The 23622-nt window shown below is 63.9% G+C and carries 23 protein-coding genes; 11 read left to right on the top strand and 12 right to left on the bottom strand.

Going from position 1 to position 23622, the window contains the following annotated elements:
* Positions 1–118: 118 nt before the first annotated feature.
* Positions 119–1348 (bottom strand): YihY family inner membrane protein, encoded by a 1230-nt coding sequence (locus tag BM279_RS08200; protein ID WP_093502699.1) that lies wholly within the window; start codon positions 1346–1348, stop codon positions 119–121.
* A 227-nt stretch (positions 1349–1575) separates the two neighbouring features.
* On the opposite strand from BM279_RS08200, the gene arsC reads away from it, so the two are divergent.
* Genes arsC through BM279_RS08185 form a run of 3 tightly spaced genes read left to right on the top strand, consistent with a single transcriptional unit; the run spans position 1576 to position 2946 of the window.
* Entirely contained in the window at positions 1576–1929 is a 354-nt protein-coding gene (arsC, locus tag BM279_RS08195) for an arsenate reductase (glutaredoxin) (protein WP_093502697.1), read from the top strand.
* A complete protein-coding gene (gene wrbA / locus BM279_RS08190) occupies positions 1926–2531 on the top strand; it encodes an NAD(P)H:quinone oxidoreductase (protein ID WP_093502695.1) in 606 nt (201 codons plus the stop codon). Before arsC ends, wrbA begins: the two co-directional genes overlap by 4 nt.
* Positions 2524–2946 carry a DUF2069 domain-containing protein gene (locus BM279_RS08185; RefSeq protein WP_093503509.1) on the top strand — a complete coding sequence of 141 codons (423 nt, stop codon included), beginning with the start codon at positions 2524–2526 and terminating at the stop codon, positions 2944–2946. The genes wrbA and BM279_RS08185 overlap by 8 nt, the downstream gene beginning before the upstream one ends.
* Positions 2947–2968: 22 nt before the next feature.
* Here the strand turns inward: BM279_RS08185 and hda are convergent, their stop codons facing one another.
* The 3 genes from hda to BM279_RS08170 all read right to left on the bottom strand — a co-directional run bounded on the left by hda (position 2969) and on the right by BM279_RS08170 (position 6079).
* Positions 2969–3673: a DnaA regulatory inactivator Hda gene (gene hda, locus BM279_RS08180; RefSeq protein ID WP_093502693.1), complete on the bottom strand. Its 705-nt coding sequence runs from the start codon at positions 3671–3673 to the stop codon at positions 2969–2971.
* A 132-nt stretch (positions 3674–3805) separates the two neighbouring features.
* Positions 3806–4900 carry an AI-2E family transporter gene (locus tag BM279_RS08175; RefSeq protein ID WP_093502691.1) on the bottom strand — a complete coding sequence of 365 codons (1095 nt, stop codon included), beginning with the start codon at positions 4898–4900 and terminating at the stop codon, positions 3806–3808.
* A 96-nt stretch (positions 4901–4996) separates the two neighbouring features.
* Complete coding sequence (locus BM279_RS08170) at positions 4997–6079, bottom strand: DUF2066 domain-containing protein (RefSeq protein ID WP_093502689.1); 1083 nt, start codon at positions 6077–6079, stop codon at positions 4997–4999.
* A 282-nt stretch (positions 6080–6361) separates the two neighbouring features.
* Between BM279_RS08170 and purM the strand changes: the two genes are divergently transcribed.
* The 4 genes from purM to BM279_RS08150 all read left to right on the top strand — a co-directional run bounded on the left by purM (position 6362) and on the right by BM279_RS08150 (position 9194).
* Positions 6362–7420: a phosphoribosylformylglycinamidine cyclo-ligase gene (gene purM, locus BM279_RS08165; protein WP_093502687.1), complete on the top strand. Its 1059-nt coding sequence runs from the start codon at positions 6362–6364 to the stop codon at positions 7418–7420.
* Entirely contained in the window at positions 7420–8094 is a 675-nt protein-coding gene (purN, locus tag BM279_RS08160) for a phosphoribosylglycinamide formyltransferase (RefSeq protein WP_093502685.1), read from the top strand. Before purM ends, purN begins: the two co-directional genes overlap by 1 nt.
* Complete coding sequence (locus tag BM279_RS08155; protein WP_093502683.1) at positions 8079–8795, top strand: DUF3108 domain-containing protein; 717 nt, start codon at positions 8079–8081, stop codon at positions 8793–8795. The genes purN and BM279_RS08155 overlap by 16 nt, the downstream gene beginning before the upstream one ends.
* A gap of 210 nt (positions 8796–9005) precedes the next feature.
* Positions 9006–9194, top strand: a complete 189-nt coding sequence (locus BM279_RS08150; protein WP_013790608.1) for a hypothetical protein — start codon at positions 9006–9008, stop codon at positions 9192–9194.
* Between the two features lie 55 nt (positions 9195–9249).
* Here the strand turns inward: BM279_RS08150 and BM279_RS08145 are convergent, their stop codons facing one another.
* The 7 genes from BM279_RS08145 to BM279_RS08115 form a co-directional block, all read right to left on the bottom strand.
* On the bottom strand, positions 9250–9789 hold the full coding sequence (locus tag BM279_RS08145) for a DUF2058 domain-containing protein (RefSeq protein ID WP_093502681.1): 540 nt from the start codon (positions 9787–9789) through the stop codon (positions 9250–9252).
* 64 nt (positions 9790–9853) lie between these two features.
* Positions 9854–10681, bottom strand: coding sequence for a nucleoside triphosphate pyrophosphohydrolase (mazG, locus tag BM279_RS08140; RefSeq protein WP_093502679.1), 828 nt, complete (start codon positions 10679–10681; stop codon positions 9854–9856).
* A 54-nt stretch (positions 10682–10735) separates the two neighbouring features.
* A complete protein-coding gene (gene relA, locus BM279_RS08135; protein WP_093502677.1) occupies positions 10736–12982 on the bottom strand; it encodes a GTP diphosphokinase in 2247 nt (748 codons plus the stop codon).
* 104 nt (positions 12983–13086) lie between these two features.
* On the bottom strand, positions 13087–14439 hold the full coding sequence (rlmD, locus tag BM279_RS08130) for a 23S rRNA (uracil(1939)-C(5))-methyltransferase RlmD (RefSeq protein ID WP_093502675.1): 1353 nt from the start codon (positions 14437–14439) through the stop codon (positions 13087–13089).
* Positions 14439–15344 (bottom strand): cysteine synthase CysM, encoded by a 906-nt coding sequence (gene cysM / locus BM279_RS08125; protein WP_093503506.1) that lies wholly within the window; start codon positions 15342–15344, stop codon positions 14439–14441. The genes rlmD and cysM overlap by 1 nt, the downstream gene beginning before the upstream one ends.
* Positions 15345–15544: 200 nt before the next feature.
* Positions 15545–16900: a sensor histidine kinase gene (locus tag BM279_RS08120; RefSeq protein WP_093502673.1), complete on the bottom strand. Its 1356-nt coding sequence runs from the start codon at positions 16898–16900 to the stop codon at positions 15545–15547.
* Position 16901: 1 nt separating this feature from the next.
* Positions 16902–17609 carry a response regulator transcription factor gene (locus tag BM279_RS08115; RefSeq protein ID WP_093503504.1) on the bottom strand — a complete coding sequence of 236 codons (708 nt, stop codon included), beginning with the start codon at positions 17607–17609 and terminating at the stop codon, positions 16902–16904.
* 134 nt (positions 17610–17743) lie between these two features.
* Between BM279_RS08115 and BM279_RS08110 the strand changes: the two genes are divergently transcribed.
* The 4 genes from BM279_RS08110 (at position 17744) to BM279_RS08095 (ending at position 22318) form a co-directional block, all read left to right on the top strand.
* Positions 17744–20497 (top strand): ATP-binding protein, encoded by a 2754-nt coding sequence (locus BM279_RS08110; protein ID WP_093502671.1) that lies wholly within the window; start codon positions 17744–17746, stop codon positions 20495–20497.
* Entirely contained in the window at positions 20484–21101 is a 618-nt protein-coding gene (locus BM279_RS08105; protein ID WP_244154142.1) for a biliverdin-producing heme oxygenase, read from the top strand. The genes BM279_RS08110 and BM279_RS08105 overlap by 14 nt, the downstream gene beginning before the upstream one ends.
* Before the next feature lie 378 nt (positions 21102–21479).
* Positions 21480–21917, top strand: coding sequence for a hypothetical protein (locus tag BM279_RS08100; RefSeq protein WP_093502669.1), 438 nt, complete (start codon positions 21480–21482; stop codon positions 21915–21917).
* A complete protein-coding gene (locus tag BM279_RS08095; protein ID WP_093502667.1) occupies positions 21917–22318 on the top strand; it encodes an META domain-containing protein in 402 nt (133 codons plus the stop codon). Before BM279_RS08100 ends, BM279_RS08095 begins: the two co-directional genes overlap by 1 nt.
* A 50-nt stretch (positions 22319–22368) precedes the next feature.
* Here BM279_RS08095 and dinB read toward each other — a convergent pair whose 3' ends face one another.
* Positions 22369–23439: a DNA polymerase IV gene (gene dinB / locus BM279_RS08090; RefSeq protein WP_093502665.1), complete on the bottom strand. Its 1071-nt coding sequence runs from the start codon at positions 23437–23439 to the stop codon at positions 22369–22371.
* Positions 23440–23622: the final 183 nt, after the last annotated feature.

Genomic DNA, 23622 nt, shown 5'->3' with positions numbered 1-23622 from the left:
GTGCAACATCGGCTGAAAGTGCATAGCCAGAAGCATGCCAGCTTGCTGACGCCAATCAGCCGGCACCACAGGGTAGCACCGAGCTATCAGGCTGAACATTAACAAGCGACGTGGAACGTCACTTTGTGTCACCGCCCTGCCCCTCCAGCCAATGCGCCAGACTGTCTCCGAACAACACCGTCTGCTCGTCATGCAGCCGCTTCAGCGCCTCACGCAGCGCGGGATACCAGGGCTCGTCCAATTCATCGGGCAGTTGACTCAGGTGGGGCAACGGCCAGGGACTGCGCTCGATCAGTTGCTGCAGTGAGTAATGATTCAGGTCGCGGCTGAGCATCCAGCTATCACCGCCGGTGCTGGCGACCAGACGCTGTTCCTCCAGAAAGCTCAGCACCTTCTCCCATTCATGCTCGGGCAGCAACCAGCCCTGACGCTGAATATCGCGATGACGCACCTTGAGGCCGGTACGCTGACGCGCGTGGAATACCCGCAGAATCCCTAGCAACACCAGCGCCCTGGGCATCGCGCGCTTGCGCCATTGATGGGAAACACCCAGGTTGCAGACCAGCTCCGCCCCCAGCAACACGATCAGCCAGGACAGGAACACCCAGAAAAGGAACAGCGGCACCGTGGCAAAGGCGCCATAGATCAACTGGTAGCCGGGGAAGAAACGCACGTAAAAGCCGAAAATCGCCTTGGCCAACTCCAGCAGCACCGCCGTGAACAGCCCACCCCACAACGCATGGCGCAGCGGCACCCGGGCGTTGGGCACCGCCGCGTAGAGCAGAGTGAAAGCCGCCACGCTGAACAGCAGCGGCGTGAAACGCAGCAACGTCTTGGCGCCGACTACCGCGTCCGGCCCGCTGAGCAGCGACAGCGAAGCGACATAGGTGCTGATGGCGAAACCGGCGCCCAATAGCATCGGACCCAGGCTGAGGATCGCCCAGTACAGCAGGAAGGTGGCGATACCGCGCCGCGGCTGTCGTACCCGCCAAATGGTGTTGAAGGTGCGCTCGACGGTGACCAGCATCCAGAACGCTGTGACCGCCAGCACGGCGACGCCGATCCAGGTCAGCTGCCGGGCCTGGGTGGTGAAATCACGCAGGTACTCCTGCAGCGTCTCGCCGGCAGACGGCACGAAATTATGAAAGATGAACGCCTGGATCTGCTCACCAGTACCCTGGAAGGCCGGCACGGCGGAGAGCACCGCAAAGGTGACGGTCATCATCGGCACCACCGCAAACAGCGTGGTATAGGTCAGCGCTGCGGCATTGTCGGCACCGCGATTATCGAAGAAGCGCTGCCAGAGGAATCCCCAGAACTCAAGCCAGTCTCGCAGACGCTGCTGCATACCCACCTCTTAAGGGCAGTCGAAATCTGTGCATCATCGTCAACCCGGCGCCACCTGGGGCACAGGCAATACGAACGAGCGGAAAAGCTGGCCACAAGCCATTGTGACCGACGCACTACAGACGCCGGGCCGGCACTTAGGTTCGCCCTGATTGCCGCACCCCGTTCAGCGCAAGACGCCGACGCGGTTAGAATAGCCGCCATCTGCCGCCAGAAGCGACGACTGCCATGACCGATCTGACCCTTTATCACAACCCGCGCTGCTCGAAATCCCGCGCGGCCCTGCAACTGCTCGAAGAGCGCGACCTGCAGCCGAGCGTGGTGCTTTACCTCGATAATCCGCCCAGCGCCGCACAATTGCGCGAGGTGCTCAACAAGCTCGGCATGCCCGCGCGGCAACTGCTGCGCAGCGGTGAAGACGAATACCGCGAACTGAACCTGGCCGACAGCGCACTCGATGAAGACGCGCTGATCGAGGCCATGATCACCCACCCGCGCCTGATCGAACGGCCGATCCTGATCGCCGGCGATCGCGCCGTGATCGGTCGGCCGCCGGAAAACATCTTGGAGCTGCTGCCATGACGACCCCCTACATTCTGGTGCTCTACTACAGCCGCCATGGCGCTACCGCCGAGATGGCCCGTCAGATCGCCCGCGGCATCGAACTGCAGGGTATGGAAGCGCGCCTGCGCACCGTGCCAGCGGTTTCCGCCGAGTGCGAAGCGGTCGCCGACAGCATTCCCGCCGAGGGCGCCCCCTACGCCAGCCTCGACGACCTGAAGAACTGCGCTGGCCTGGCAGTGGGCAGCCCGACACGCTTCGGCAACATGGCCGCGCCGCTGAAGTACTTCCTCGACGGCACCAGCAACCTGTGGCTGACCGGCAGCCTGGTCGGCAAACCGGCGGGCGTGTTCACCTCCACGGCCAGCCTGCATGGCGGCCAGGAAAGCACCCTGCTGTCGATGCTGCTGCCGCTGCTGCATCACGGCATGCTGATCACCGGGCTGCCATACAGCGAATCCGCGCTGGTCGAGACTCGCGGCGGCGGCACGCCCTATGGCGCCAGCCATCATGCAGGCGCCGACGGCAAGCGAGCCCTCGACGAGCATGAGATCACCCTGTGCCGCGCTCTGGGCCAACGCCTGGCGAGCATCGCCCTCAAGCTGGGCGATGAACGTGGCTAAAGCGGCCAAGTCGCTGCCCAGCGTGGATTGGCTGCTGCCGCGCCTGCGCGCCTGCCGCTATCTGAGCCTGGCCAGCTTTCTGGCCCTGGCGGCGTTGTTGCTGATCTGGAACCTGGGTTACGCCGCCGTGCCCAGCACGCTGCTGTGGGCAGTGCTGGCCTTTCAGCTGCTGCCCTTGCTGCTGCTCGCACCGGGCATCATCGGCGGCCACCCGCGCACCCATTCGTGGGCCTGCTTCGTGGTCAACCTGTATTTCATCCAGGGCGTGCTGGCCGCGTTCGATCCGTCCAAGCGGTTGTTCGGCTGGCTGGAAATTCTGCTCAGCCTGACACTGTTCACCAGCGCGCTGCTGTATACGCGCTGGTGCGCACAGTACCAGCGGATCGGCAGCGTGGAAGAAAGCAGCGAGATGTAGGATGCGACCGGGCCGGAGCTAGCTACCAGTCCAAGGTTTCCTTGAGGAAGGGAATGGTCAGCTTGCGCTTTTCCTGCAGCGACGCCTGATCCAGACGCTCGAGCAAATCGAACAACGCGCTCATGCTGCGCTCGCCACGGGTGAGGATGAAGCGTCCCACTTCTTCGCTCATGTGCAGGCCGCGGCGCGAAGCCCGCAGCTGCAGAGCGCGCAATTTGTCCTCGTCGGACAGCGACTGCAGCTGGAATACCAGCGCCAGGGTCAGGCGCGACTTGAGGTCAGGCAGCTTGATCGACAATTCGCGCGGTGATGCATTGGCCGACAGCAACAGACGACGACCGCTGTCGCGCAGGCGATTGAACAGGTGGAACAGCGCTTCTTCCCAGGCACGCTGGCCGGCAGCGGCTTCCAGATCGTCCAGGCAGACCAGCTCGAACTGTTCCAGGTTGTCGAGAATCGCCGGGCCGTATTGCACCACGTCGGCCAGTGGCAAATAGACGGCACGTTCGCCAAGCTGCTCGAAGCGCAGGCAGGCCGCCTGCAACAGGTGGCTGCGCCCGACGCCTTCGCCACCCCACAGATAGATCAGGCTCTCCGTCCAGCCTGCCTCGGCTTCGCACAGACGCTCCACGTACCCGAGGGCAGCGGCATTCGCGCCCGGGTAGTAATTGGCGAAGGTGGCGTCGTCGCGCAGACGCACACCCAGGGGCAGTTGAATCGGCTTCATGCTGGAGAAATTGGCTCGGCGGAGCCCGCTTGGCGCTCTGAATAAAGGTGGCGCAGTTTATACCCTTGGCGGCTGCCTGTCATTGACCCACTTTCCAAGGCAATACAAGGATTTAGCCAACGAGAAGCGGCTTCAGCGCGCCTTGCGCCCAGGCTTTGGCTGCACCGGAGCCTGCCCCGCGTAGGCATCGGACTGCTTGTACAGTTCGTGCACATGGCGCAGCAGCACCATGATCACTGCGGCTACCGGCAGCGCCACAAGAATACCGGTGAAACCGAACAGCTGGCCGCCGGCCATGATCGCGAAGATCACCGCCACCGGGTGCAGGCCGATGCGGTCGCCGACCAGCAGCGGCGTCAGCAGCATGCCTTCGAGCAATTGACCGACCACGAACACGCCGGCAATCATCAACAGCGGATAAGGGTCGCCGCCGAACTGGAACAGCCCCGCCAGCAGTGCACTGCCGATACCCACCACCACACCGAGGTACGGCACGATGCTCGCCAGGCCAGCCAGCAGGCCGATCAACAGCCCCAGTTCCAAGCCGATGGCCATCAGGCCGACCGCATACATCGCACCGAGCGCCAGCATTACCAGAAGCTGACCGCGCAGGAACGCGCCCAGCACCTCGTGGCATTCACCGACCAGTTTCACCACCACGCCCTCGTTGTCGCGCGGCACCAGGCCGCGCAGCTTGCTGACCAGCAGGTCCCAGTCGCGCATCAGGTAGAAGCTGACCACCGGAATCAGCAGCAGGTTGGCCACCCAGGCCACCAGGGCCAGGCTCGACGCGGTGACCTGCGACAGCACCAGCCCGGCGATATCGGTGGTTTGCCCCAGGTGACCGGACAATGCCTTTTTCAATTCATCGAAGCGCCAGAAGCCCTCGTTCAGGCCGAGCTTGACCTGAACCCACGGCAAGGCCTGGTTCTGCGCCCAATCGAGCATCTGTGGTAGCAGTTCGTACAGCCGTACCAATTGCTTGCCGAGCATCGGAATCAACACCAGCAAAGCCAGGGCCATCAGCAGGGTGAACAGGCCGAATACCACGATCACGCCCCAGGTACGCGACAGCTTGAGGCGCTCCAGGCGATCGACCAGTGGATCGCCGAGGTAGGCGATCAGGATGCCCATCAGAAACGGCGAAAGAATCGGATGCAGCACGTACAGGAAGCCGCCCAGCACCAGCACGGCAGCGATCCACAGCCAGCGAGACGAAACGGGCATGCTCGATCCTCAGAAGCGAAAGTCAGGTCGGTGCGCACTCGCAAAACGACCTCGGCCATGGCCGTCGAAAGCGAAGCGGTTCAGTTGGCGGGCAGTCTACCAGCGAAAGTACAGAACATCGCCAGATGCACTGGCCGGTGACGTTGGTGGCGCAGCCTGAGGCGCCACCGGCGCCTGACTGGCATCGACGGGTGCCTGGGGCTCGGCGGGCGCCGGCGCCTCGACGGCCAGTTCGGCAGCCGACACCTCGTGCAACTGCAGCAGGCCCAGTTGGGTGCGAAGCTGCTCGGCACTGGCGTTGACCTTGTAGATCAGCCGGTCGGCCTGCACCGACTGAAGTTGGGCGCCAAAGGGTTCGAGCACCCGCTGCAGCTCGGCGTAGCGGGACAGATCGGCGCCGATGATTTCCACCGTCTGCGTCGAACTGGCGCCCGGAGCGACGACGAAACGTGGCGCCAGGCGCTCGCTCACCGCCAGCAACACCGCATCGGCCAACGCGGCCTGGTCGGCTGCTTCGGCCTTGCCCTGATCATGATCATCGCCCAGCCAAAGCTGCCAGCTGGCTTGCCACTTGCCGTCCGTTTCACTGGTGCGCACCGCCAGCAAGGCGTCGGCGCCGTAGCGCTCGGATGCCGAACGCAGCTCACCCGGATCCTTGGCGCCCAGCGCCTCCTTGGTCGCCACCAGCTGCTCGCTGAGGTCGGCCAACGGCAGGCGCAATGGCAGGCCACGGTGCTGGGCGGCCTCGCGCAGCGGCTCGGCAGCGGCCTGGCCGTCACCGACGATGTTGCCGCCGTCGACCGTCTCGTTCAGCCACCAGGCGAGAATCGCCGGGCGGTTGACGCCCCAGAGCGGCAAACCGGCCTGACGCAGGGAGCGATCGGTGGACACCGCATCGAAATCGACCACCAGATGATCGCCCTCGTAACCGTACTGGCTGATGATCTGCTGCGGATCCTTGCGCAACTCCGCCAGCGCCGAGCCCTTGGCCGCATCCGGTTTGCCGGTCAGGCGCATTACCAGCGTCTCGACCGCCCGCTGCAGGGCGGCATCGCGCTCCTCGGGCTGCTGGCTGGCAACCGTCTCACGCACCTGATATAGGTCACTCACGGTCGCTGCCAGGGTCGGCAGGCTCAAGAGTGACAGGCAGAAAAGCAGGGGGCGGAAGCTCGGGCGCATGAACGGAAAACTCTCGGCTGAAGAAGGCGGCGCGCGGTAACAGGCCGTGGCGCTATACCTTAGGGGCTGTTGCCATGGCATCGCAAGCCACACGGCCATCAGCTCACAGGTAGGCTTGCGTGTGACCCGCCAGGGCCGGCCAGGTTTCACGCCGCCTGGCGACCCATACTCGGCACGGTGGCTGGCCGCTGCCGGGCAAGCCTGATAAAATCGCGCGCCTTCGCAGAACGGCCCCAAGGGGCCGACGCTATTCCGACTTTCCCCTTCCAAAGGCCTGGATCTATGAGCAAGCAACCCTCCATCAGCTACAAGGACGCAGGTGTGGACATCGACGCAGGCGAAGCCCTGGTCGAACGCATCAAGGGCGTAGCCAAGCGCACCGCCCGTCCTGAAGTCATGGGTGGCCTGGGTGGCTTCGGCGCCCTGTGCGAGATCCCGGCCGGCTACAAGCAACCGGTGCTGGTCAGCGGCACCGACGGTGTCGGCACCAAGCTGCGCCTGGCCCTAAACCTGAACAAGCACGACAGCATCGGCCAGGACCTGGTCGCCATGTGCGTCAACGATCTGGTGGTCTGTGGCGCCGAGCCGCTGTTCTTCCTCGACTACTACGCCACCGGCAAACTCAACGTTGACGTGGCCGCCACCGTGGTCACCGGCATCGGCGCCGGCTGCGAACTGGCCGGCTGCTCCCTGGTCGGTGGTGAAACCGCCGAGATGCCGGGCATGTATGAAGGCGAAGACTACGACCTGGCCGGTTTCTGCGTGGGCGTGGTCGAGAAGGCCGAGATCATCGACGGTTCCAAGGTCGCTACCGGCGATGCACTGATCGCGCTGCCCTCCTCCGGCCCGCACTCCAACGGCTACTCGCTGATCCGCAAGATCCTTGAAGTCTCCGGCACCGATATCGAAAACACCCAGCTCGACGGCAAGCCCCTCGCCGACCTGCTGATGGCGCCGACTCGCATCTACGTCAAGCCGCTGCTGGAGCTGATCAAGAAGACCGGCGCGGTCAAGGCCATGGCTCACATCACCGGTGGTGGCCTGCTGGACAACATCCCGCGTGTACTGCCGGACAACGCCCAGGCAGTGATCGACGTGGCCAGCTGGCAGCGCCCGGCGGTATTCGACTTCCTGCAGGAAAAAGGCAACGTCGACGAGCACGAGATGCACCGCGTGCTGAACTGCGGCGTGGGCATGGTCATCTGCGTCGCTCAGGATCAGGTCGACACAGCCCTTGCCACCCTGCGCAGCGCCGGTGAGCAGCCGTGGGTCATCGGCCAGATCGCCGCCGCAGCCGAAGGCGCCGAGCGTGTCGTGCTGAACAACCTGAAAAGCCACTGATGCCGCGACCCTGTAACGTGGTGGTGCTGCTGTCGGGCACCGGCAGCAATCTTCAGGCACTGATCGACAGCACCGCTGACGGCGAGAACCCGGTGCGCATCGCCGCGGTGATCGCCAACCGCAGCGACGCCTATGGCCTGCAACGCGCGCAGGCCGCCGGCATCACCACCCGGGTACTAGAGCACAGCGATTATCAGGGCCGCGACGCCTTCGACGCCGCCCTGATGGAGGCCATCGACGGCTTCGACCCGCAACTGGTCGTGCTCGCCGGTTTCATGCGCATTCTCACCCCTGCCTTCGTGCGCCACTACCATGGTCGCCTGCTGAACATTCACCCCTCACTGCTGCCACGCCACAAAGGCCTGCACACTCATCAGCGTGCGCTGGAAGCCGGCGATACCGAGCATGGCTGCAGCGTGCACTTCGTGACCGAGGAACTCGATGGTGGCCCTCTGGTCGTACAGGCAGTGATCCCGGTACATTCGCAAGACACGGCCGCCAGCCTGGCGCAACGGGTTCACGCCCAGGAACACCGGATCTACCCGCTAGCCATACGCTGGTTCGCCGAGGAGCGTTTGCACCTCACGGAGGCCGGCCCCCAGCTAGACGGTGTTACTCTGCCGGCCACCGGTTACCCCATCAACAGCAAGGAGACTCCATGCGCCGCGCCTTAATGCTTGCCCTGGCGTTGTTCAGCCTGCCTGCCCTCGCCGCAGAGCCGAAGCCCTTCTCCGCCAGCTACACCGCCGACTGGAAACAGGTTCCGGTCAGCGGCTCCGCGGAACGCAGCCTGCAGAAGCTCGACGACGGGCGTTGGCAGCTGGTGTTCAAGGCCTCCATGCTGGTCGCCGGCCTGACCGAGCAGAGCACCTTCTCGGTCGATGGCGACACCTTCCTGCCGCACAACTACAAGTTCGAGCGCAGCGGCTTGGGCAAGAGCAAGGACGTCGAGTTCGATTTCGACTGGACCCAGAAGCAGGTAATCGGCAGCGACCGCGGCAACCCGGTGCGCTTCCCGCTCAACCGCGGCATGCAGGACAAGTCGACCTACCAGTTGGCCCTACAGCATGACGTGGCCGCTGGCGAAAAAAGCATGAGCTACCAGGTGGTCGACGGTGACGAGATCGAAACCTACGATTTCCGCGTACTTGGCGAGGAAGTAGTGCGTACCGCCGCCGGCCTGATCGACGCCATCAAGGTCGAGCGGGTGCGCGACCCGACGCAAAGCAGCCGCAAGACCATCCTGTGGTTCGCCAAGGACTGGGATTATTTGCTGGTGCGCCTGCATCAGGTCGAGAAGGACGGCAAGGAATACCAGATCATGCTCAAGTCGGGCACCGTCGATGGCAAGACCGTGGAAGGTCGCCGCGACTGATCTGGACGCCACACAATAGAGAAACCGGGGCATGCCCCGGTTTTTTTATGCCTACTTTTTTTCAACGGCCAATAAAAATGGGACACAAACGAAGCGGCCACGGAACTTGTAACCAATTGCTACAGTCACAAATCATGTCGTTGCTTAGCAGGCTAAGCACGAGCGCAACCGCCTTGCGCAGCATTTGTCCGGAAATACTGGAGAAATAAAATGAGCGTACTCGTAGTAACCGAACGTGACGAACACCATATGTCCCACGAAGCCCAGGCCGAGGGCCTGCGGGTCTGGGACGTGTATCAGAACGATCAGTTGGTCGGCATCTTCCCGTCCGAAGAGGAAGCGGTCGCGTATCAGGCGGAGCTACAAGCCCACGACCATGAGGCAGCCCATTCGGAATAAAATCGGAATCCTCATGAAAAAGCCCGCATTGTGCGGGCTTTTTCATGGCTGGCGTTTACCACATCATGTCGTCAGGCACCTGATACGCCGCGTACGGATCATCTTCATCCGGCGCCTCGGTCGGCGTATTGAGCAGCAGCACACGCTGTGGGTCACGTTCCTGAATTCGCAATGCAGCGTCGCGCGGAATCACTTCGTAACCGCCGCCGTGGCGCACGATGGCCAGCGAGCCGCGGCTGAGCTTGTCGCGCATCATCGCGTTGACCGGCAGGCGCTTGACCTTCTTGTCGTCGACGAAGTTGTAGTAATCCTCGGTAGTCAGCTTGGGCAGGCGCGAGGCCTCGATCAGTTGTTTGATCTGCGCAGCGCGGGCTTTCTGCTCGGCCTTCTCCTGCTGCTGCCGGTTGAGCTCCTGATCGCGCGCGGCCTTCTCGGCCTTGGCCTGCTGAGCCGCGAGCTGGCTGCTGTTGTCTTCCTCAGCCTGGCCTTTTTTTACCATGCGCTGCTGCTTGTGTTGTTGCTTGGTGGCCTGCTTGACCTGCTTCTCGTTGACCAACCCGGCTTTGAGCAACTGGTCACGTAGTGAAATCGCCATAACCTACCTATACCCAGACAATTTAACGGGATGGGGCGCGCCCATCTGACTTGGGGCTGTCAGCTCAACAGCCTGACTGCCGCTCGCTTTTCTTGGCATTGCCCCACAGGGCGTCGAGCTCATCCAGGCTGCAATTCTCGATGGGACGCCCGGCTTCGCGCAATGCCTGCTCGATAAAGCGAAAACGCCGCTCGAACTTGCCATTGGCCGCCCGTAATGCGGCTTCGGGATCGACTTTCAGGTGTCGCGCCAGATTGGTGGCGCTGAACAGCAGATCACCGATCTCCTCGACGATGGCCTCTGGGTCGTTCTCGCTGATTGCTTCGAGCACTTCATCGAGCTCTTCGCGCACCTTGTCGAGTACCGGCAAGGCATCCGGCCAGTCGAAGCCGACGCGGGCCGCGCGGCTCTGCAGCTTCTTGGCACGGCTCAGGGCCGGCAGCACGTTCGGCACGTCATCGAGCAATGAAAGCTGCTCAGGCGCTTGAGCCCGCTCTGCACGCTCCTCGGCCTTGATCGCTTCCCAGCGCTGCTTGACCTCGGCTTCGCCGAGGCGCGGCTGATCGAGCGGACCATACAGATCGCCATCGGGAAATACGTGGGGGTGGCGGCGCACCAGCTTGCGGGTGATGCCATCGACCACCGCGGCAAAATCGAAGCGCCCCTCCTCCTCTGCCAGCTGGCTGTAGTACACGACCTGAAAGAGCAGGTCGCCAAGCTCGCCCGGCAGTTCGTCGAAGGCGCTGCGCTCGATGGCATCGGCCACTTCGTACGCTTCCTCGAGGGTGTGGGGCACGATGCTGGCGTAGGACTGTTTCAGATCCCATGGGCAGCCATGCTGCGGGTCGCGCAGGCGCGCCATCAGGTTGAGCAGGTCAGGGAGTTGGTACATAAAGGGTCCAGTGAATGCAGGCACGAGGTTCGTCACCTCGCGCCCGTTTACGACTCAGGGCGCGCGGTGGCGGCGCGCCTCGATGATATTGGGCAGTTGCGACAGGCGGCCCAGCAGCCTGCCCAACGCGTCCAGCCCCGGAATTTCCACGGTCAGCGACATCGACGCCGTGTTGTCTTCCTTGTTCGAGCGGGTATTGACCGCCAGCACGTTGAGCTTCTCGTTGAGCAGCGTCTGAGTGACGTCACGCAGCAGGCCGGAACGGTCGTAGGCGCGGATGATGATGTCCACCGGGTAGGTCTGCACCGGCACCGGGCCCCAGCTGACCTGAATGATCCGCTCCGGCTCGCGGGCGCCGAGCTGCAGCACCGCCGCACAATCCTGGCGGTGAATACTGACGCCGCGGCCCAGGGTGATGTAACCGACGATGGGGTCGCCCGGCAGCGGCTGGCAGCAGCCGGCCATCTGGGTCATCAGGTTGCCGACGCCCTGAATCTGGATATCGCCACGCTTGCCCGGCTTGAATCCCTGGGCCTTGCGCGGAATCAGCTCGAGCTGCTCGTTGCCGCGCTCCGGCTCGACCAGTTGCTGCGCCAGGTTGACCAACTGCGCCAGGCGCAGATCCCCCGCGCCCAGGGACGCGAACAGATCCTCGGCGGTGCGCAGGTTGGCTTTTTCAGCGAGCTTCTCGAAGTCCACCGGCGGCAGCGCGACACGGGCCAGCTCGCGCTCGAGCATGGCCTTGCCGGCAGCGACGTTCTGGTCGCGGTCCTGCAGCTTGAACCAGTGGACGATCTTCGCCCGCGCCCGCGAGGTGGTCACGTAGCCCAGGTTGGAATTCAGCCAGTCACGGCTCGGCGTACCCTGCTTGCTGGTGATGATCTCCACCTGCTCGCCGGTCTGCAGGCTGTAGTTGAGCGGTACGATACGCCCGTTGATCTTGGCGCCGCGGCAGTTATGGCCGATCTCGGTGTGTACGCGGTAGGCGAAGTCCAAAGGCGTGGCGCCCTTGGGCAGGTCGATGGCGTGACCGTCCGGGGTGAACACGTAGACCCGGTCGGGCTCGATATCGACGCGCAGCTGCTCGGCCAGACCACCGATATCGCCCAGCTCCTCGTGCCATTCGAGCACCTGGCGCAGCCAGGAAATCTTCTCTTCGTAATGGTTGGAGCCGGATTTGACGTCAGTGCCCTTGTAGCGCCAGTGGGCGCAAACGCCCAGCTCCGCTTCCTCGTGCATGTTGGAGGTGCGGATCTGCACTTCCAGTACCTTGCCCTCAGGGCCGAGTACCGCCGTGTGCAGGGAGCGGTAGCCGTTCTCCTTCGGGTTGGCGATGTAGTCGTCGAATTCCTTGGGAATGTGCCGCCACAGGGTGTGCACGATACCCAGGGCGGTGTAGCAGTCGCGCACCGCCGGCACCAGCACGCGCACCGCGCGCACGTCGTAGATCTGGCTGAACTGCAGGCCCTTGCGCTGCATCTTGCGCCAGATCGAATAGATATGTTTCGCCCGGCCGCTGATATCGGCCTTGATGCCGGTGGCTTCGAGTTCCTCGCGCAGCTGCTCCATCACTTCGTTGATGTAGTGCTCGCGGTCCAGACGGCGCTCGTGCAACAGGTTGGCGATCTGCTTGTACTGCTCGGGCTCCAGGTAACGGAAGGACAGATCCTCCAGCTCCCACTTGATATGGCCGATGCCCAGGCGGTGGGCCAGTGGCGCATAGATATCGAAGACCTCGCGGGCCACGCGCTGACGGCGCTCCTCATCGGTGTCCTTGACAGCGCGGATCGCGCAGGTGCGTTCGGCCAGCTTGATAAGTGCGACGCGCACGTCGTCGACCATCGCCACCAGCATCTTGCGCAGGTTGTCGACCTGGGCCTGGGAACCCAGCACCGTGGATTCGCCGCGTGGGTTGAGGCTGGCGCTGATGGCCGCCATACGCAGCACGCCTTCGATCAATTTGGCCACCACCGGGCCGAAGCGCTGACGCACCTCAGCCAGGGGAATCTTGCCTTCGCGCACGCCACGGTAGATGACGGCGGCGACCAGAGAATCCTGATCGAGCTTGAGGTCGGCGAGAATTTCGGCAATTTCCAACCCGGCACCGAAGCTGGAGTAGCCTTCGGTCCACAGGTTTTGCGCCGCATTGGCCTGTTGCTCGGCCGCCCGGGCAAATTCACAGGCGGCGCGCAACGCGTCACGGTCGAGGGCCGGGTCGACACTCGTGACATGCTCCAACCAGGCCTCGAGATTTATACTGCCATCATCGTTGATGGGCTGGTGCGCTCTAACCTGAACCATCTATTACCTTCCCTATCACGGGGCACGCCCCGCTGAATGTCGCCGGGCTTCTGCGAGCCGGTCGGTTGACCAATCGGCGCAAATCCTGTGCGCCACCACACTTGTTATGAGCGCTCGAACAGCGCCATCGCTTCCACATGGGCCGTCTGCGGAAACATGTCCAGAATACCGGCTTTTTTCAACCGGTAGCCTTGCTGCAACAATTCGCCACTGTCACGCGCCAGCGTCGTCGGGTTACAAGAAACATAGACCAGCCGCTTGGCGCCCAGGCTTGCCATCTGCCGTACTACCTGCAGCGCGCCGTCACGTGGCGGATCGAGCACGATGGCATCGAAACCACCTGCCGCCCAGCTGGCGTCGGCCAGCGAGTTGGACAGGTCGGTCTGGTAAAAGTGCGCATTGCCAAGGCCATTGCTGCGGGCGTTTTGCACCGCTCGCTCGACCATTGCCTGCACGCCTTCCACGGCCACCACTTCACGCGCCTGCAGGGCCAGCGGTAGGGCGAAGTTGCCCAGGCCGCAGAACAGATCCAGCACTCGCTCGTCTTGTTGCGGCGCCAGCCATTGCAAGGCCTGGGCCACCATGGCGGCGTTGACGGCCGCGTTGACCTGCACGAAATCGCCCGGTCGGTAGGCCAGCTCCAGGTTCCACGCGTCCAGCCGATAGCCCAGCGACTGGCTGGCGCCTGCCGGCTCCGGTTCACCCTCGCCCTGCAGCCACAATTGCGCCTCGTGCACCGAACAGAATGCCTGCAGGCGGGCCGTGTCCACTTCGCTCAAGGGCTGGGTGTGGCGCACCAGCATGGCAATGGCGGTGCCCTGAAACAGTTCCACATGACCAATGGCACGCGGCGCCTGCAAGCCACCGAGCAGCGCCGGCAGTGCGCGCAGGACCGGTTGCAGCGGCTCGACCAGCACAGGGCACTCGCTGATGGCGACGATGTCCTGGCTGGCCGCGGCGCGGAAGCCCACATCCAGGCGCTTGTTGCGAGCATCCCAGCGCACCGCGATGCGGGCGCGGCGGCGGTAAGCGAACTCCGGGCCAGTCAGCGGCTCGGCCCAGACCTCGGGCTGCTGGCCGCCAAGGCGCTCGAGTTGTTCGCCGAGCTGGCGCTGCTTGAGCGCCAGCTGATCGCGATGGGAGATATGTTGAATGCTGCAGCCGCCACAAATGCGCGCATGCACGCAGGGCTCGGCGCGCCGCTCCGGGCTGGCCTGGAACACCCGTTCGGTGCGTGCGTCGATCACCTTGCTGCGCGCATCCAGCACCCGGGCCTCGACCTCTTCGCCCGGCAGCGCGCCACTGACGAACCAGGTACGCCCGTCGATAAAGGCAATGCCACGGCCATCATTGGCCAGGCGCTCGACGCTCAGGCGCTGCTTCTTGCCGACAGGTACCTGGGCGGCACGGGTGCCACCGCTGGGCTGGAAGCGCAGGCCGCCGTTCTTGCGGGCCATCAGCGCGCCGCGGCGTCGTAAACGCCAGTGGACAGGTAGCGGTCACCGCGGTCGCAGATGATGGCTACCAGCACGGCGTTTTCCAGCTCACGGGACAAGCGCAGCATGGCCGCCACCGAGCCGCCGGACGACACGCCGCAGAAGATGCCTTCTTCACGGGCCATGCGGCGCATCACGTCTTCCGCTTCGGCCTGGGCCATGTCGACGATGCGGTCGACGCGCTCGGATTCGAAGATCTTCGGCAGGTATTCCTGGGGCCAGCGACGGATACCCGGAATCGCCGAGCCTTCCATCGGCTGCAGACCGACGATCTGCACGGCCGGGTTCTGCTCCTTGAGGTAGCGCGACACACCCATGATGGTGCCGGTGGTGCCCATGGAGCTGATGAAATGGGTGATCTGCCCGCCGGTCTGGCGCCAGATTTCCGGGCCGGTGCCGGTGTAGTGGGCCATCGGATTGTCGCCGTTGGCGAACTGATCGAGCACCTTGCCGCGGCCTTCGGCCTGCATGGCCAGCGCCAGGTCGCGGGCGCCTTCCATGCCCTCCTCCTTGCTAACCAGAATCAGCTCGGCGCCATAGGCGGTCATCGCCGCCTTGCGCTCGGCGCTGGAGTTGTCCGGCATGATCAGGATCATCTGGTAACCCTTGATCGCCGCCGCCATGGCCAGGGCGATGCCGGTGTTGCCCGAGGTGGCCTCGATCAGCGTGTCGCCGGGCTGGATATCACCGCGCAGCTCGGCGCGGGTGATCATCGACAGTGCCGGGCGATCCTTCACCGAGCCGGCCGGGTTGTTGCCTTCGAGTTTGACCAGCAGGGTGTTGCTGGTCTCGCCGGGCAGGCGTTGCAGGCGAACCAGAGGGGTGTTGCCGACGCATTCGGCGATCGTGGGGTATTGCTGGGTCATGGCGTCGATCGGGTCCAGACGGCTGCAGAGGGCGGCCATGATACCGGCAAATCGGCGCAACCCCTACTCCCGGCAGTGAATCTCCACACAAGCCTCTGAGCAGCGCGAACCCGCAACGGACGGCGCTTTCAGCCCATGAGGCAACATGTACGAACCAGCCGATCTAAGCTGATAACCGATTCATCTAATGCAAGGTCTGACTAGGTACCGCCCGCTTGCCCATCGGCACAGGGCAGCAATAGGTGCATCTGCAGCCCGCTGCCAGGCGGACTCTCGGCCCACAAGCGGCCTCCCTGCAAAGCAATAGCGCTGCGCGCGATGCTCAGCCCCAAGCCAAAACCGCCGTCACCGGGACGCGCACTGTCGAGCCGCGCGAAGGGCTCGAAGATGGTTTCCAGATGGCGCTCGTCGATACCCGAGCCCTCGTCGCTCAGGCACAGGTGCCAGCAGTCACCTTCAGGCGCTCCATTGAGGCGTACGCGCCCTTGCGGCGGGGAATGACGGATGGCATTGCGCAACAGGTTTTCCAGGGCCTGAGCCAGGCTGGTCAGGTTGGCGTACACCGTGCAGTCTTCGTCAAGCTCGAACAGCAGGCGCTCACTCGACCAGCCGGCTTCGAAACAGGCGTCCTCGACCAGCATGTCCCACAACTGCTGCAGGCGGATCGCCTCGCGGGCGAACTGCGGACGCTCGGAATCCAGCCAGGCCAGCTCCAGGGAGTTCTCCACCAGGTTCTGCATGATGGTGATTTCACGGTCGAGACGCTGGCGCAGCACCAGCGGGTCGCGCTCGCCCTCACTCGCCACGCGCAGGCGGCTCAGCGGCGTACGCAACTCATGGGACAGGTCGCGCAGCAGGCGGCGCTGGTAAACCACGGCGCCCTGCAGGCGCTCGGCCATATGGTCGAAAGCGCTGCCCAGTTCGCCCAACTCGTCCCTGCGGCTGGTCACCGCCGGCCCAACTCGGGCACTCAGGTCACCGGCACTGAGATTGTTGGCCTGGCGCCGCAGGATCACCAGGGGCCCGATCAGCCAGCGATACAGCAGCGTGGCCAACAATGCGGCCAGGCACGACGGCAGCACCTTGTGCAGGAAGAAGTCCCATAGCGGCTGGTCGTTGCGTGGGTCCAGGCGCGGTGGCAACTCCATCACCAGATAGCCATCGTCACTGCTGAACGGTATGTAGAAAACCGGCTGGCCTCCAGGGCGACCGACCTTCTGGTCGAGCCGACGCATGAAATTCAGGCGCTGCGCTTCCTCCTCGCTGAGCGGGCAGGACGACAGCGAGCGATGCTGAGCATCCACCGCCACCACCCAGACGTCTTCGCGCTGGTAGAAGTCATTGAGAAACTCGTCCAGGCCGATGCGCCCGCGGCTACGCCAGGCCTTTTCAGCGTTCTGGGCAACCCGGGTGAGCTCGCTGCGGGTGCTCGGCGACAGGGTGGACAGGGCATCGTAGGCACGCTCCTCCAGATCTAGGTGCATGCTGACGGTGATCAGACAGAACAGCGCCAGGCCGACGATCAGTTTCCAGAACAGCGAATGCCGGCCCGGCACCTCAGGCGTCCCGAGCCGTCAGCACGTAGCCCTTGCCCCACACCGACTCCAGATGCGTAGCGGCGTAGCCGATGCCCTTGAGCTTGCGCCGCACGTTGCTGACGTGCATGTCGAGGCTACGGTCATGCTGGGAATAGCCACGGTGCAGCACGTGCTGATAAAGGAAGGCCTTGCTGAGCACCTCATCGGCGTGGCGGGAAAAGGTTTCCAACAGGCGGTACTCAGTCGAGGTGAGCCCCGCCCATTTGCCTTCGTGACACACGTCGCAGCGCTGCTCGTCGAAGCGCAGCGCACCACCTTGCAGCGGCGGCTGGCCACGGCGCTCATAGGCGACCCGACGCAGGATGGCTTCGATCCGCACGCTCAACTCGCCGAGGCTGAACGGCTTGGGCAGATAATCGTCGGCACCGCGGCTGAAACCGGCGATGCGATCCTGCTCGGCGCCCAGGGCGGACATCAGGATGACCGGTACGTGGCGCTGCTTGCGCAGACGCTGCAGCACGTCCAGGCCATTGCTGCCGGGCAGCAGGATGTCCATGAGGATCAGATCGAAATCCTCTTCCTGAGCCAGGCGTAAGCCCTCGTCACCGTCATGGCTGAGGGTCACCTCGAAGCCATGGCCATGCAGGTGCGCCTGCAGATGCGAGGCCAGGGCCGGGTCATCTTCGACGGCGAGAATACGGGTGACGCTGCTGGATGAAGGCATCATGGCGAAGTGGCTCTGCAAAGCGAATGCGCGCGATTCTACCGATTGCCCCAGCACCCGTAACCCGCCTTACGACGGGCAAGCGTCACCCCGCCGGAATCGCTACACTGCCTGGCATAGTCAAAAGGGGGCATTGCGTGTTCAAGGATATCGGCATCAAGGGCCGGGTACTGATGCTTACCCTGCTGCCCACCAGCCTGCTGGCACTGGTCCTGGGCGGCTATTTCATCTGGATGCAGCTTTCCGGGCTGCAGGCACAACTGCTGCAACGCGGCCACATGATCGCCGAACAACTGGCCCCCCTGGCTGCCCCGGCCCTGCTACATGGCGACCAGGCGCTGCTGCAGCGCATCGCCAACCAGGCTCTGGAACAGCAGGACGTGCGCGCCGTGACCTTCCTGACCACACAAAGCGAGCGCCTGGCCCACGCCGGCCCGAGCATGGTCAATGCGCGCCCGGTGATCGACAGCGACACCGTGGATATCGCCGAGCACAGCAGCCAGGACGCGACGCGTTTTCTGATGCCGGTGATGGCTCAGCACCTGACACTCAGTAGTGAGGAACGCAGCCAGACCGAAGCCGAACCCATCGGCTGGGTGGAACTGGAGCTGTCCCACCACAACACCCTGATCAGCGGCTACCGCAGCCTGCTCACCAGCCTGCTGCTGGTGGTCACCGGACTGATCATCACCGGCCTGTTGGCGCTGCGCATGAGTCGCAGCATCAACGACCCGCTGCTGCGCATCAAACAGGGCGTCGCCCTGCTCAAGGACGGTCAACTGGAAACCCGTCTACCGCCGCTGGGTAGCCACGAACTGGACGAACTCGCCTCGGGCATCAACCGCATGGCCGAGTCCCTACAGGCTGCCCAGGAAGAAATGCAGCACAGCATCGATCAGGTCACCGAGGATCTGCGCCAGAACATGGAAAACATGGAGGTGCAGAACATCGAGCTGGACTTCGCCCGCAAGGAAGCCCTGGAAGCGAGCCGCATCAAGTCCGAGTTCCTGGCCAACATGAGCCACGAGATCCGCACGCCGCTCAATGGCATCCTCGGTTTCACCAACCTGCTGCAGAAAAGCGAACTCAGCCCGCGTCAGCAGGATTACCTGAGCACCATCGAACAATCGGCCGGCAGCCTGCTGAGCATCATCAACGAAGTGCTCGACTTCTCGAAGATCGAGGCTGGCAAGCTGGTGCTGGAAAACATCCCCTTCAACCTGCGCGACCTGTTGCAGGACACCCTGACCATCCTCGCGCCGACCGCACACGAGAAGAAGCTCGAACTGCTCTCGCTGGTCTATCGCGATACGCCGCTGTGGCTGTCGGGCGACCCGCTGCGCCTCAAGCAGGTACTGACCAACCTGGTCAGCAACGCCATCAAGTTCACCCGCGAAGGCAGCATCGTCATTCGCGCCATGCTCGAAGAGGAAACCGCTGACAGCGCGCAGCTGCGCATCAGCGTGCGCGACACCGGCATCGGCTTGGCCGATGAAGACCTGCGCGCGCTGTTCCAGGCGTTCAGTCAGGCCGACAATTCGATGACCCGCCAGGCCGGCGGCACCGGCCTGGGCCTGGTGATTTCCAAGCGCCTGATCGAGCAGATGGGCGGCGAAATCGGCGTCGACAGCACGCCGGGCGAAGGTTCGGAGTTCTGGATCAGCCTCAACCTGCCCAAGGCGCGCAGCGAGGCCGACGAGCAGCCCCGCGCCCTGGCCGGGCGCCGTGTGGCGATGCTTGAAGGCCGCGAGCTGGCCCGTCAGGCGCTGAAGCACCAGTTGGAAGATTGCGGCCTGCAGGTCAGCGAATTCACCGACATAGATAGCCTCTGTACAGCCGTCGCGCAGGCGGCCGGCTCAGCCCAGGCATTCAGTTGCGCCGTGCTCGGCATCACCAGCGATGACCTGGCGCCGGCCGCCCTGGGCAAACGAGTCTGGGATCTGGAGGAGTTGGGCTGCAAAAGTGTGGTGCTCTGCCCCACCACCGAGCAGGCGCTTTATCAGGACCATGTGCCGGACTGGCATAGTCAGTTGCAGGCCAAGCCGGCCTGCACCCGCCGTCTGCAGCGCGCCCTGATCGACCTGGTGGCGCCACGTCAGCCACGCCAGGCCACACGCCACAACCTGGGCCGCTCGCCGGCGATCCTCTGTGTCGATGACAACGCCGCCAACCTGTTGCTGGTGCAGACCTTGCTCGACGACATGGGCGCCAAGGTAACGGTCGCCAGCAGCGGCTTCGATGCCCTGGTGATCACGCAGGAGCAGGACTTCGATCTGGTATTCATGGACGTGCAGATGCCCGGCATGGACGGCCGCCAGACTACAGAGGCGATTCGCCAGTGGGAGCACGACAATGGCCGCACGCCGATGCCCATCGTCGCCCTCACCGCTCACGCTCTGGCCAATGAGAAGCGCACCCTGCTGCAAAGCGGCATGGACGACTACCTCACCAAACCGATCAGCGAGCGCCAGCTGGCCCAGGTAGTACTCAAGTGGACCGGCCTGACGCTGGCCGGCGAGGTACAGGAGCCGCAAACCGAGGCCCTCAGCGCACCGGCCACGGCCGTACTCGACAAGGAAGAAGGCCTGCGCCTGGCCGCCGGCAAGGCGGACTTGGCCGCCGACATGCTCAAGATGCTGCTGGACGGGCTGCCGGGCGACCTGGCAGCTATCCACCAGGCGCGCGCCGATGGCGACCGCAATGCGCTGATCGAACGCATCCACCGCCTCCATGGTGCTACCCGCTACTGCGGCGTGCCGCAATTGCGCGCCGCCTGCCAGTACAGCGAAACCCAGCTCAAGCAGGATCAACCGATCCGCGGCAGCGGCCTGGACGAACTGGAACAGGCCATCGAGCGCCTGCAACAGGAGGCGAAAGATGACGCCAGCTGAGCCTGCAACCCTGATCGCCGTTGCGCACACCGCCGAGCAACTGCCGCTGAGCAAACAGCTGAAGGCCGGTACTCGCCGCAACCACGACACGGTCGACACCCTGGTCATGCAGGCGCGTCCGTTCGAAAGTCTGGTGCGCTACGGCTGCTTTCTTCTCGTGCAGCATCGCTTTCACGGGGCGATCAGCGCACTGTACGACGACATCACGCTAAATCGCCTGCTGCCGGGTTTGAGCGAACTGCCGCGCTTCGACGCCGTGTGCGCCGACATCAGCGATCTGGGCCTGCACCTTCCGCCACCGCCAACAGCCGCGGCGCCCGCCAGCGTCCATGTCGCCCTGGGCTGGCTGTATTGCAGCGAGGGCTCCAACCTGGGTGCCGCCTTTCTGTTCAAGGAAACCCAGCAGCTCGGCCTGAACGCCGATAAGGGCGCCCGCCACCTGACGGCCCACCCCGAAGGTCGCGGCCTGCATTGGCGCCAGTTCGTGGCCCTGCTCGACGGCCTGGCGCTGAGCGAAAGCCAGCGCGAAGAAGCCGTCAGCGGCGCGGTCGGTGCCTTCGATTTCTACCGCGCGGCCCTGCGCGAACTGTTTCCCGCCACCTAAGAACCTGTTCACGATTTTTTGGCGACATCAAAAAGGCTGCTGCAAGGCAGAAGCGGACATTCAATTGATCGTTCCTCACGCTCCGCGTGGGAATGCATCTATGGACGCTCCGCGTCCGCTACGGCTTGTCAGTTCGTAGGGTGGACGACGTTTCACCCGTCCACCGCTCTGCAATCGCAACGGTGGATGAAAAAAGCGCCATCCACCCTACGGGGTGAACGACCGCTTCCGCCACTCAGCCGGCAAAATCGACGAACCTATAATTAAAGATTCTGAACAGGTTTAACTACCTCAACGCGACGCTGGGCAACCCCGAGCGTCACCGTCCGCCCTCCGCTGTCGCGGCCTGCTAGAATGCGCGCCTCACCCGGAGGACCCATGGCCGAACACGATTTTCGCTACAACCTGCTCAACCCCGAACACACCCTCATCGAGTGCCGCGCCCTGGCTCCCGGCCGCTACCAGGTCACCGGCAACGGCGGTTCGATCAAGGGCAACGACACCCTGGTCGTCAGCCTCAAGGGCAGCCGTGACCTGAGCATGCGCCTGCAGGTCGACAAGGTCCGCCACCTGATAAACCCGCCCGGCCAGTGGGTCGCCGTCGCCCACGGGCCGGCCTTCACCGAACTGTCGATCTTCAACTGGCAGGTCACCTGCGACAGCTGCGGCAAGCAGCTGGACTTCGAATTCGCGGTCGACAGCGCGCTGGGCAAGAAGGCCCAGGCACCCGCCGCCGATGCCCGCCTGGCCGAGCTGGGCTGGCGCAAACAGCAGGACAAACACCTGTGCCCTGCATGCGTTAACAAGGAGGCCTGATGAAACCGCTTCTCGCCCTGGGTCTGCTCGCCGCAGCCCTGGCTGGCTGCGCCGGCAAACCGGTGCAACTGGAAACCGAGCGCACTTACAGCGTGGAATGGATCGGCGAACGGCCGCTGATCGACAACAGTCACCTGACCATCATCCTCGGCGAAGACGGTCGTGCTTACGGCAACGCCGGCTGCAACCACTGGTTCGCCAGCTATACCCGGGACGGCGACAAGCTGAGCTTCAGCGACGCCGGTAGCACCCGCAAGATGTGCGCCCCGGCGCTGATGGAACAGGAAAACCGCTTTCTGCAGAGCCTGACTACTATCGAGCGCTGGGACATCTCGCCCATCGACCAGCTGCGCCTGTGGCCTGCCAGCGGCAAACCAATCCGCCTGTGGCCGGAAAAGTAAACCGCTCGATAACCAGGTGAGCCGCCCCGCCCGCCTGGTTATCCCTTCATCTATTGCGGCAGCGTCGTGAACAGATCCAGCTGTTCGTGCTTGCCGCGCATATCCTGCAAACGCACGCCCACGCCCAACAGACGCACCGGGCGGTTGCCACGCGCATGGGCGTTGGCCAGCAGCACGCGGTAGCTTTCCAGATCCCGCGCCGCGCCGGCCTGCTCCAAAGTGGTCTGGGTGAAGTCGTGGAACTTCACTTTGACGAACGGCTTACCGACTCGGTAGCTGCCGTCCAGGCGGGTCATGCGCCGCTCCAGCTCTTCCAGCAAGGCCGGCAGCTGCGCCAGGCAGGCGTCGAGGTCCGGCAGATCCTGATCGTAAGTGTTTTCCACGCTCATCGACTGGCGGCGGCTGTCGGTCTGCACCACCCGCTCGTCGATGCCATGGGCGAGGCTCCACAGCCGCTCGCCGAAACTGCCGAACTCGCGCACCAGGCGCAGCTTGTTCCGCTCACGCAGGTCGCGGCAGGTGCGTATGCCCAGGCGGGTCAGCTTGTCCGCGGTGACCTTGCCGACGCCGTGCAGCTTGTTTACCGGCAGCTCGGCCACAAAATCGTCCACCTGATCCGGCGTGATCACGAAAATGCCGTTGGGCTTGCGCCAGTCGCTGGCGATCTTGGCCAGAAACTTGTTCGGCGCCACCCCGGCGGACACGGTGATATGCAGGTCGCTGGACACGCGCCGGCGGATGTCCTGGGCGATTCGCGTGGCGCTGCCGCCGAAATGCTCGCAATTGGAGACATCGAGAAAGGCTTCGTCCAGGGACAGCGGCTCGATCTGGTCGGTGTAGTCGCGAAAGATCGCGTGAATTTCCCGGGACACCGCGCGGTACACATCGAAACGCGGTTTGACGATCAGCAGATCCGGGCACAGCTTCAACGCATGCCCCGAGGCCATGGCCGAGCGCACCCCGTAGGCTCGCGCCTCGTAATTGCAGGTAGCGATAACTCCGCGCCGATCCGCCGAGCCGCCCACCGCCATCGGCTTGTCGGCCAGCGCCGGGTTGTCGCGCATTTCGACCGAGGCATAGAAGGCATCGCAATCGATATGGATGATCTTTCGCTGCGCCATAAACCTGAGAAAGCGGGCCAAAGGCGCCGATGAGAGAGAGGGAAACGCACCTTACTGTATATAAGAACAGCCTTCCAGCCCGAGGCTTGCCGTTCATCGTCATCAGGCACCGTCACGAAAACGCCATAAAACCGCCCGAGACGCCCGTATGGCAGGGCCTCGGGCGCTTCAAAATGTGCGATT

It is taken from the genome of Phytopseudomonas straminea (assembly GCF_900112645.1).
GTDB lineage: Bacteria > Pseudomonadota > Gammaproteobacteria > Pseudomonadales > Pseudomonadaceae > Aquipseudomonas > Aquipseudomonas straminea.
The sequence above is the reverse complement of the archived record's forward strand: the minus strand, read 5'-3'. Positions and strand labels throughout refer to the sequence as shown.

Coding starts and splice junctions, on each gene's coding strand:
- BM279_RS08200 (WP_093502699.1), bottom strand. CDS start 1,348: ATGCAGCAGCGTCTGCGAGACTGGCTTGAGTTCTGGGGATTCCTCTGG.
- arsC (WP_093502697.1), top strand. CDS start 1,576: ATGACCGATCTGACCCTTTATCACAACCCGCGCTGCTCGAAATCCCGC.
- wrbA (WP_093502695.1), top strand. CDS start 1,926: ATGACGACCCCCTACATTCTGGTGCTCTACTACAGCCGCCATGGCGCT.
- hda (WP_093502693.1), bottom strand. CDS start 3,673: ATGAAGCCGATTCAACTGCCCCTGGGTGTGCGTCTGCGCGACGACGCC.
- BM279_RS08175 (WP_093502691.1), bottom strand. CDS start 4,900: ATGCCCGTTTCGTCTCGCTGGCTGTGGATCGCTGCCGTGCTGGTGCTG.
- BM279_RS08170 (WP_093502689.1), bottom strand. CDS start 6,079: ATGCGCCCGAGCTTCCGCCCCCTGCTTTTCTGCCTGTCACTCTTGAGC.
- purM (WP_093502687.1), top strand. CDS start 6,362: ATGAGCAAGCAACCCTCCATCAGCTACAAGGACGCAGGTGTGGACATC.
- purN (WP_093502685.1), top strand. CDS start 7,420: ATGCCGCGACCCTGTAACGTGGTGGTGCTGCTGTCGGGCACCGGCAGC.
- BM279_RS08155 (WP_093502683.1), top strand. CDS start 8,079: ATGCGCCGCGCCTTAATGCTTGCCCTGGCGTTGTTCAGCCTGCCTGCC.
- BM279_RS08150 (WP_013790608.1), top strand. CDS start 9,006: ATGAGCGTACTCGTAGTAACCGAACGTGACGAACACCATATGTCCCAC.
- BM279_RS08145 (WP_093502681.1), bottom strand. CDS start 9,789: ATGGCGATTTCACTACGTGACCAGTTGCTCAAAGCCGGGTTGGTCAAC.
- mazG (WP_093502679.1), bottom strand. CDS start 10,681: ATGTACCAACTCCCTGACCTGCTCAACCTGATGGCGCGCCTGCGCGAC.
- relA (WP_093502677.1), bottom strand. CDS start 12,982: ATGGTTCAGGTTAGAGCGCACCAGCCCATCAACGATGATGGCAGTATA.
- rlmD (WP_093502675.1), bottom strand. CDS start 14,439: ATGGCCCGCAAGAACGGCGGCCTGCGCTTCCAGCCCAGCGGTGGCACC.
- cysM (WP_093503506.1), bottom strand. CDS start 15,344: ATGACCCAGCAATACCCCACGATCGCCGAATGCGTCGGCAACACCCCT.
- BM279_RS08115 (WP_093503504.1), bottom strand. CDS start 17,609: ATGATGCCTTCATCCAGCAGCGTCACCCGTATTCTCGCCGTCGAAGAT.
- BM279_RS08105 (WP_244154142.1), top strand. CDS start 20,484: ATGACGCCAGCTGAGCCTGCAACCCTGATCGCCGTTGCGCACACCGCC.
- BM279_RS08100 (WP_093502669.1), top strand. CDS start 21,480: ATGGCCGAACACGATTTTCGCTACAACCTGCTCAACCCCGAACACACC.
- BM279_RS08095 (WP_093502667.1), top strand. CDS start 21,917: ATGAAACCGCTTCTCGCCCTGGGTCTGCTCGCCGCAGCCCTGGCTGGC.
- dinB (WP_093502665.1), bottom strand. CDS start 23,439: ATGGCGCAGCGAAAGATCATCCATATCGATTGCGATGCCTTCTATGCC.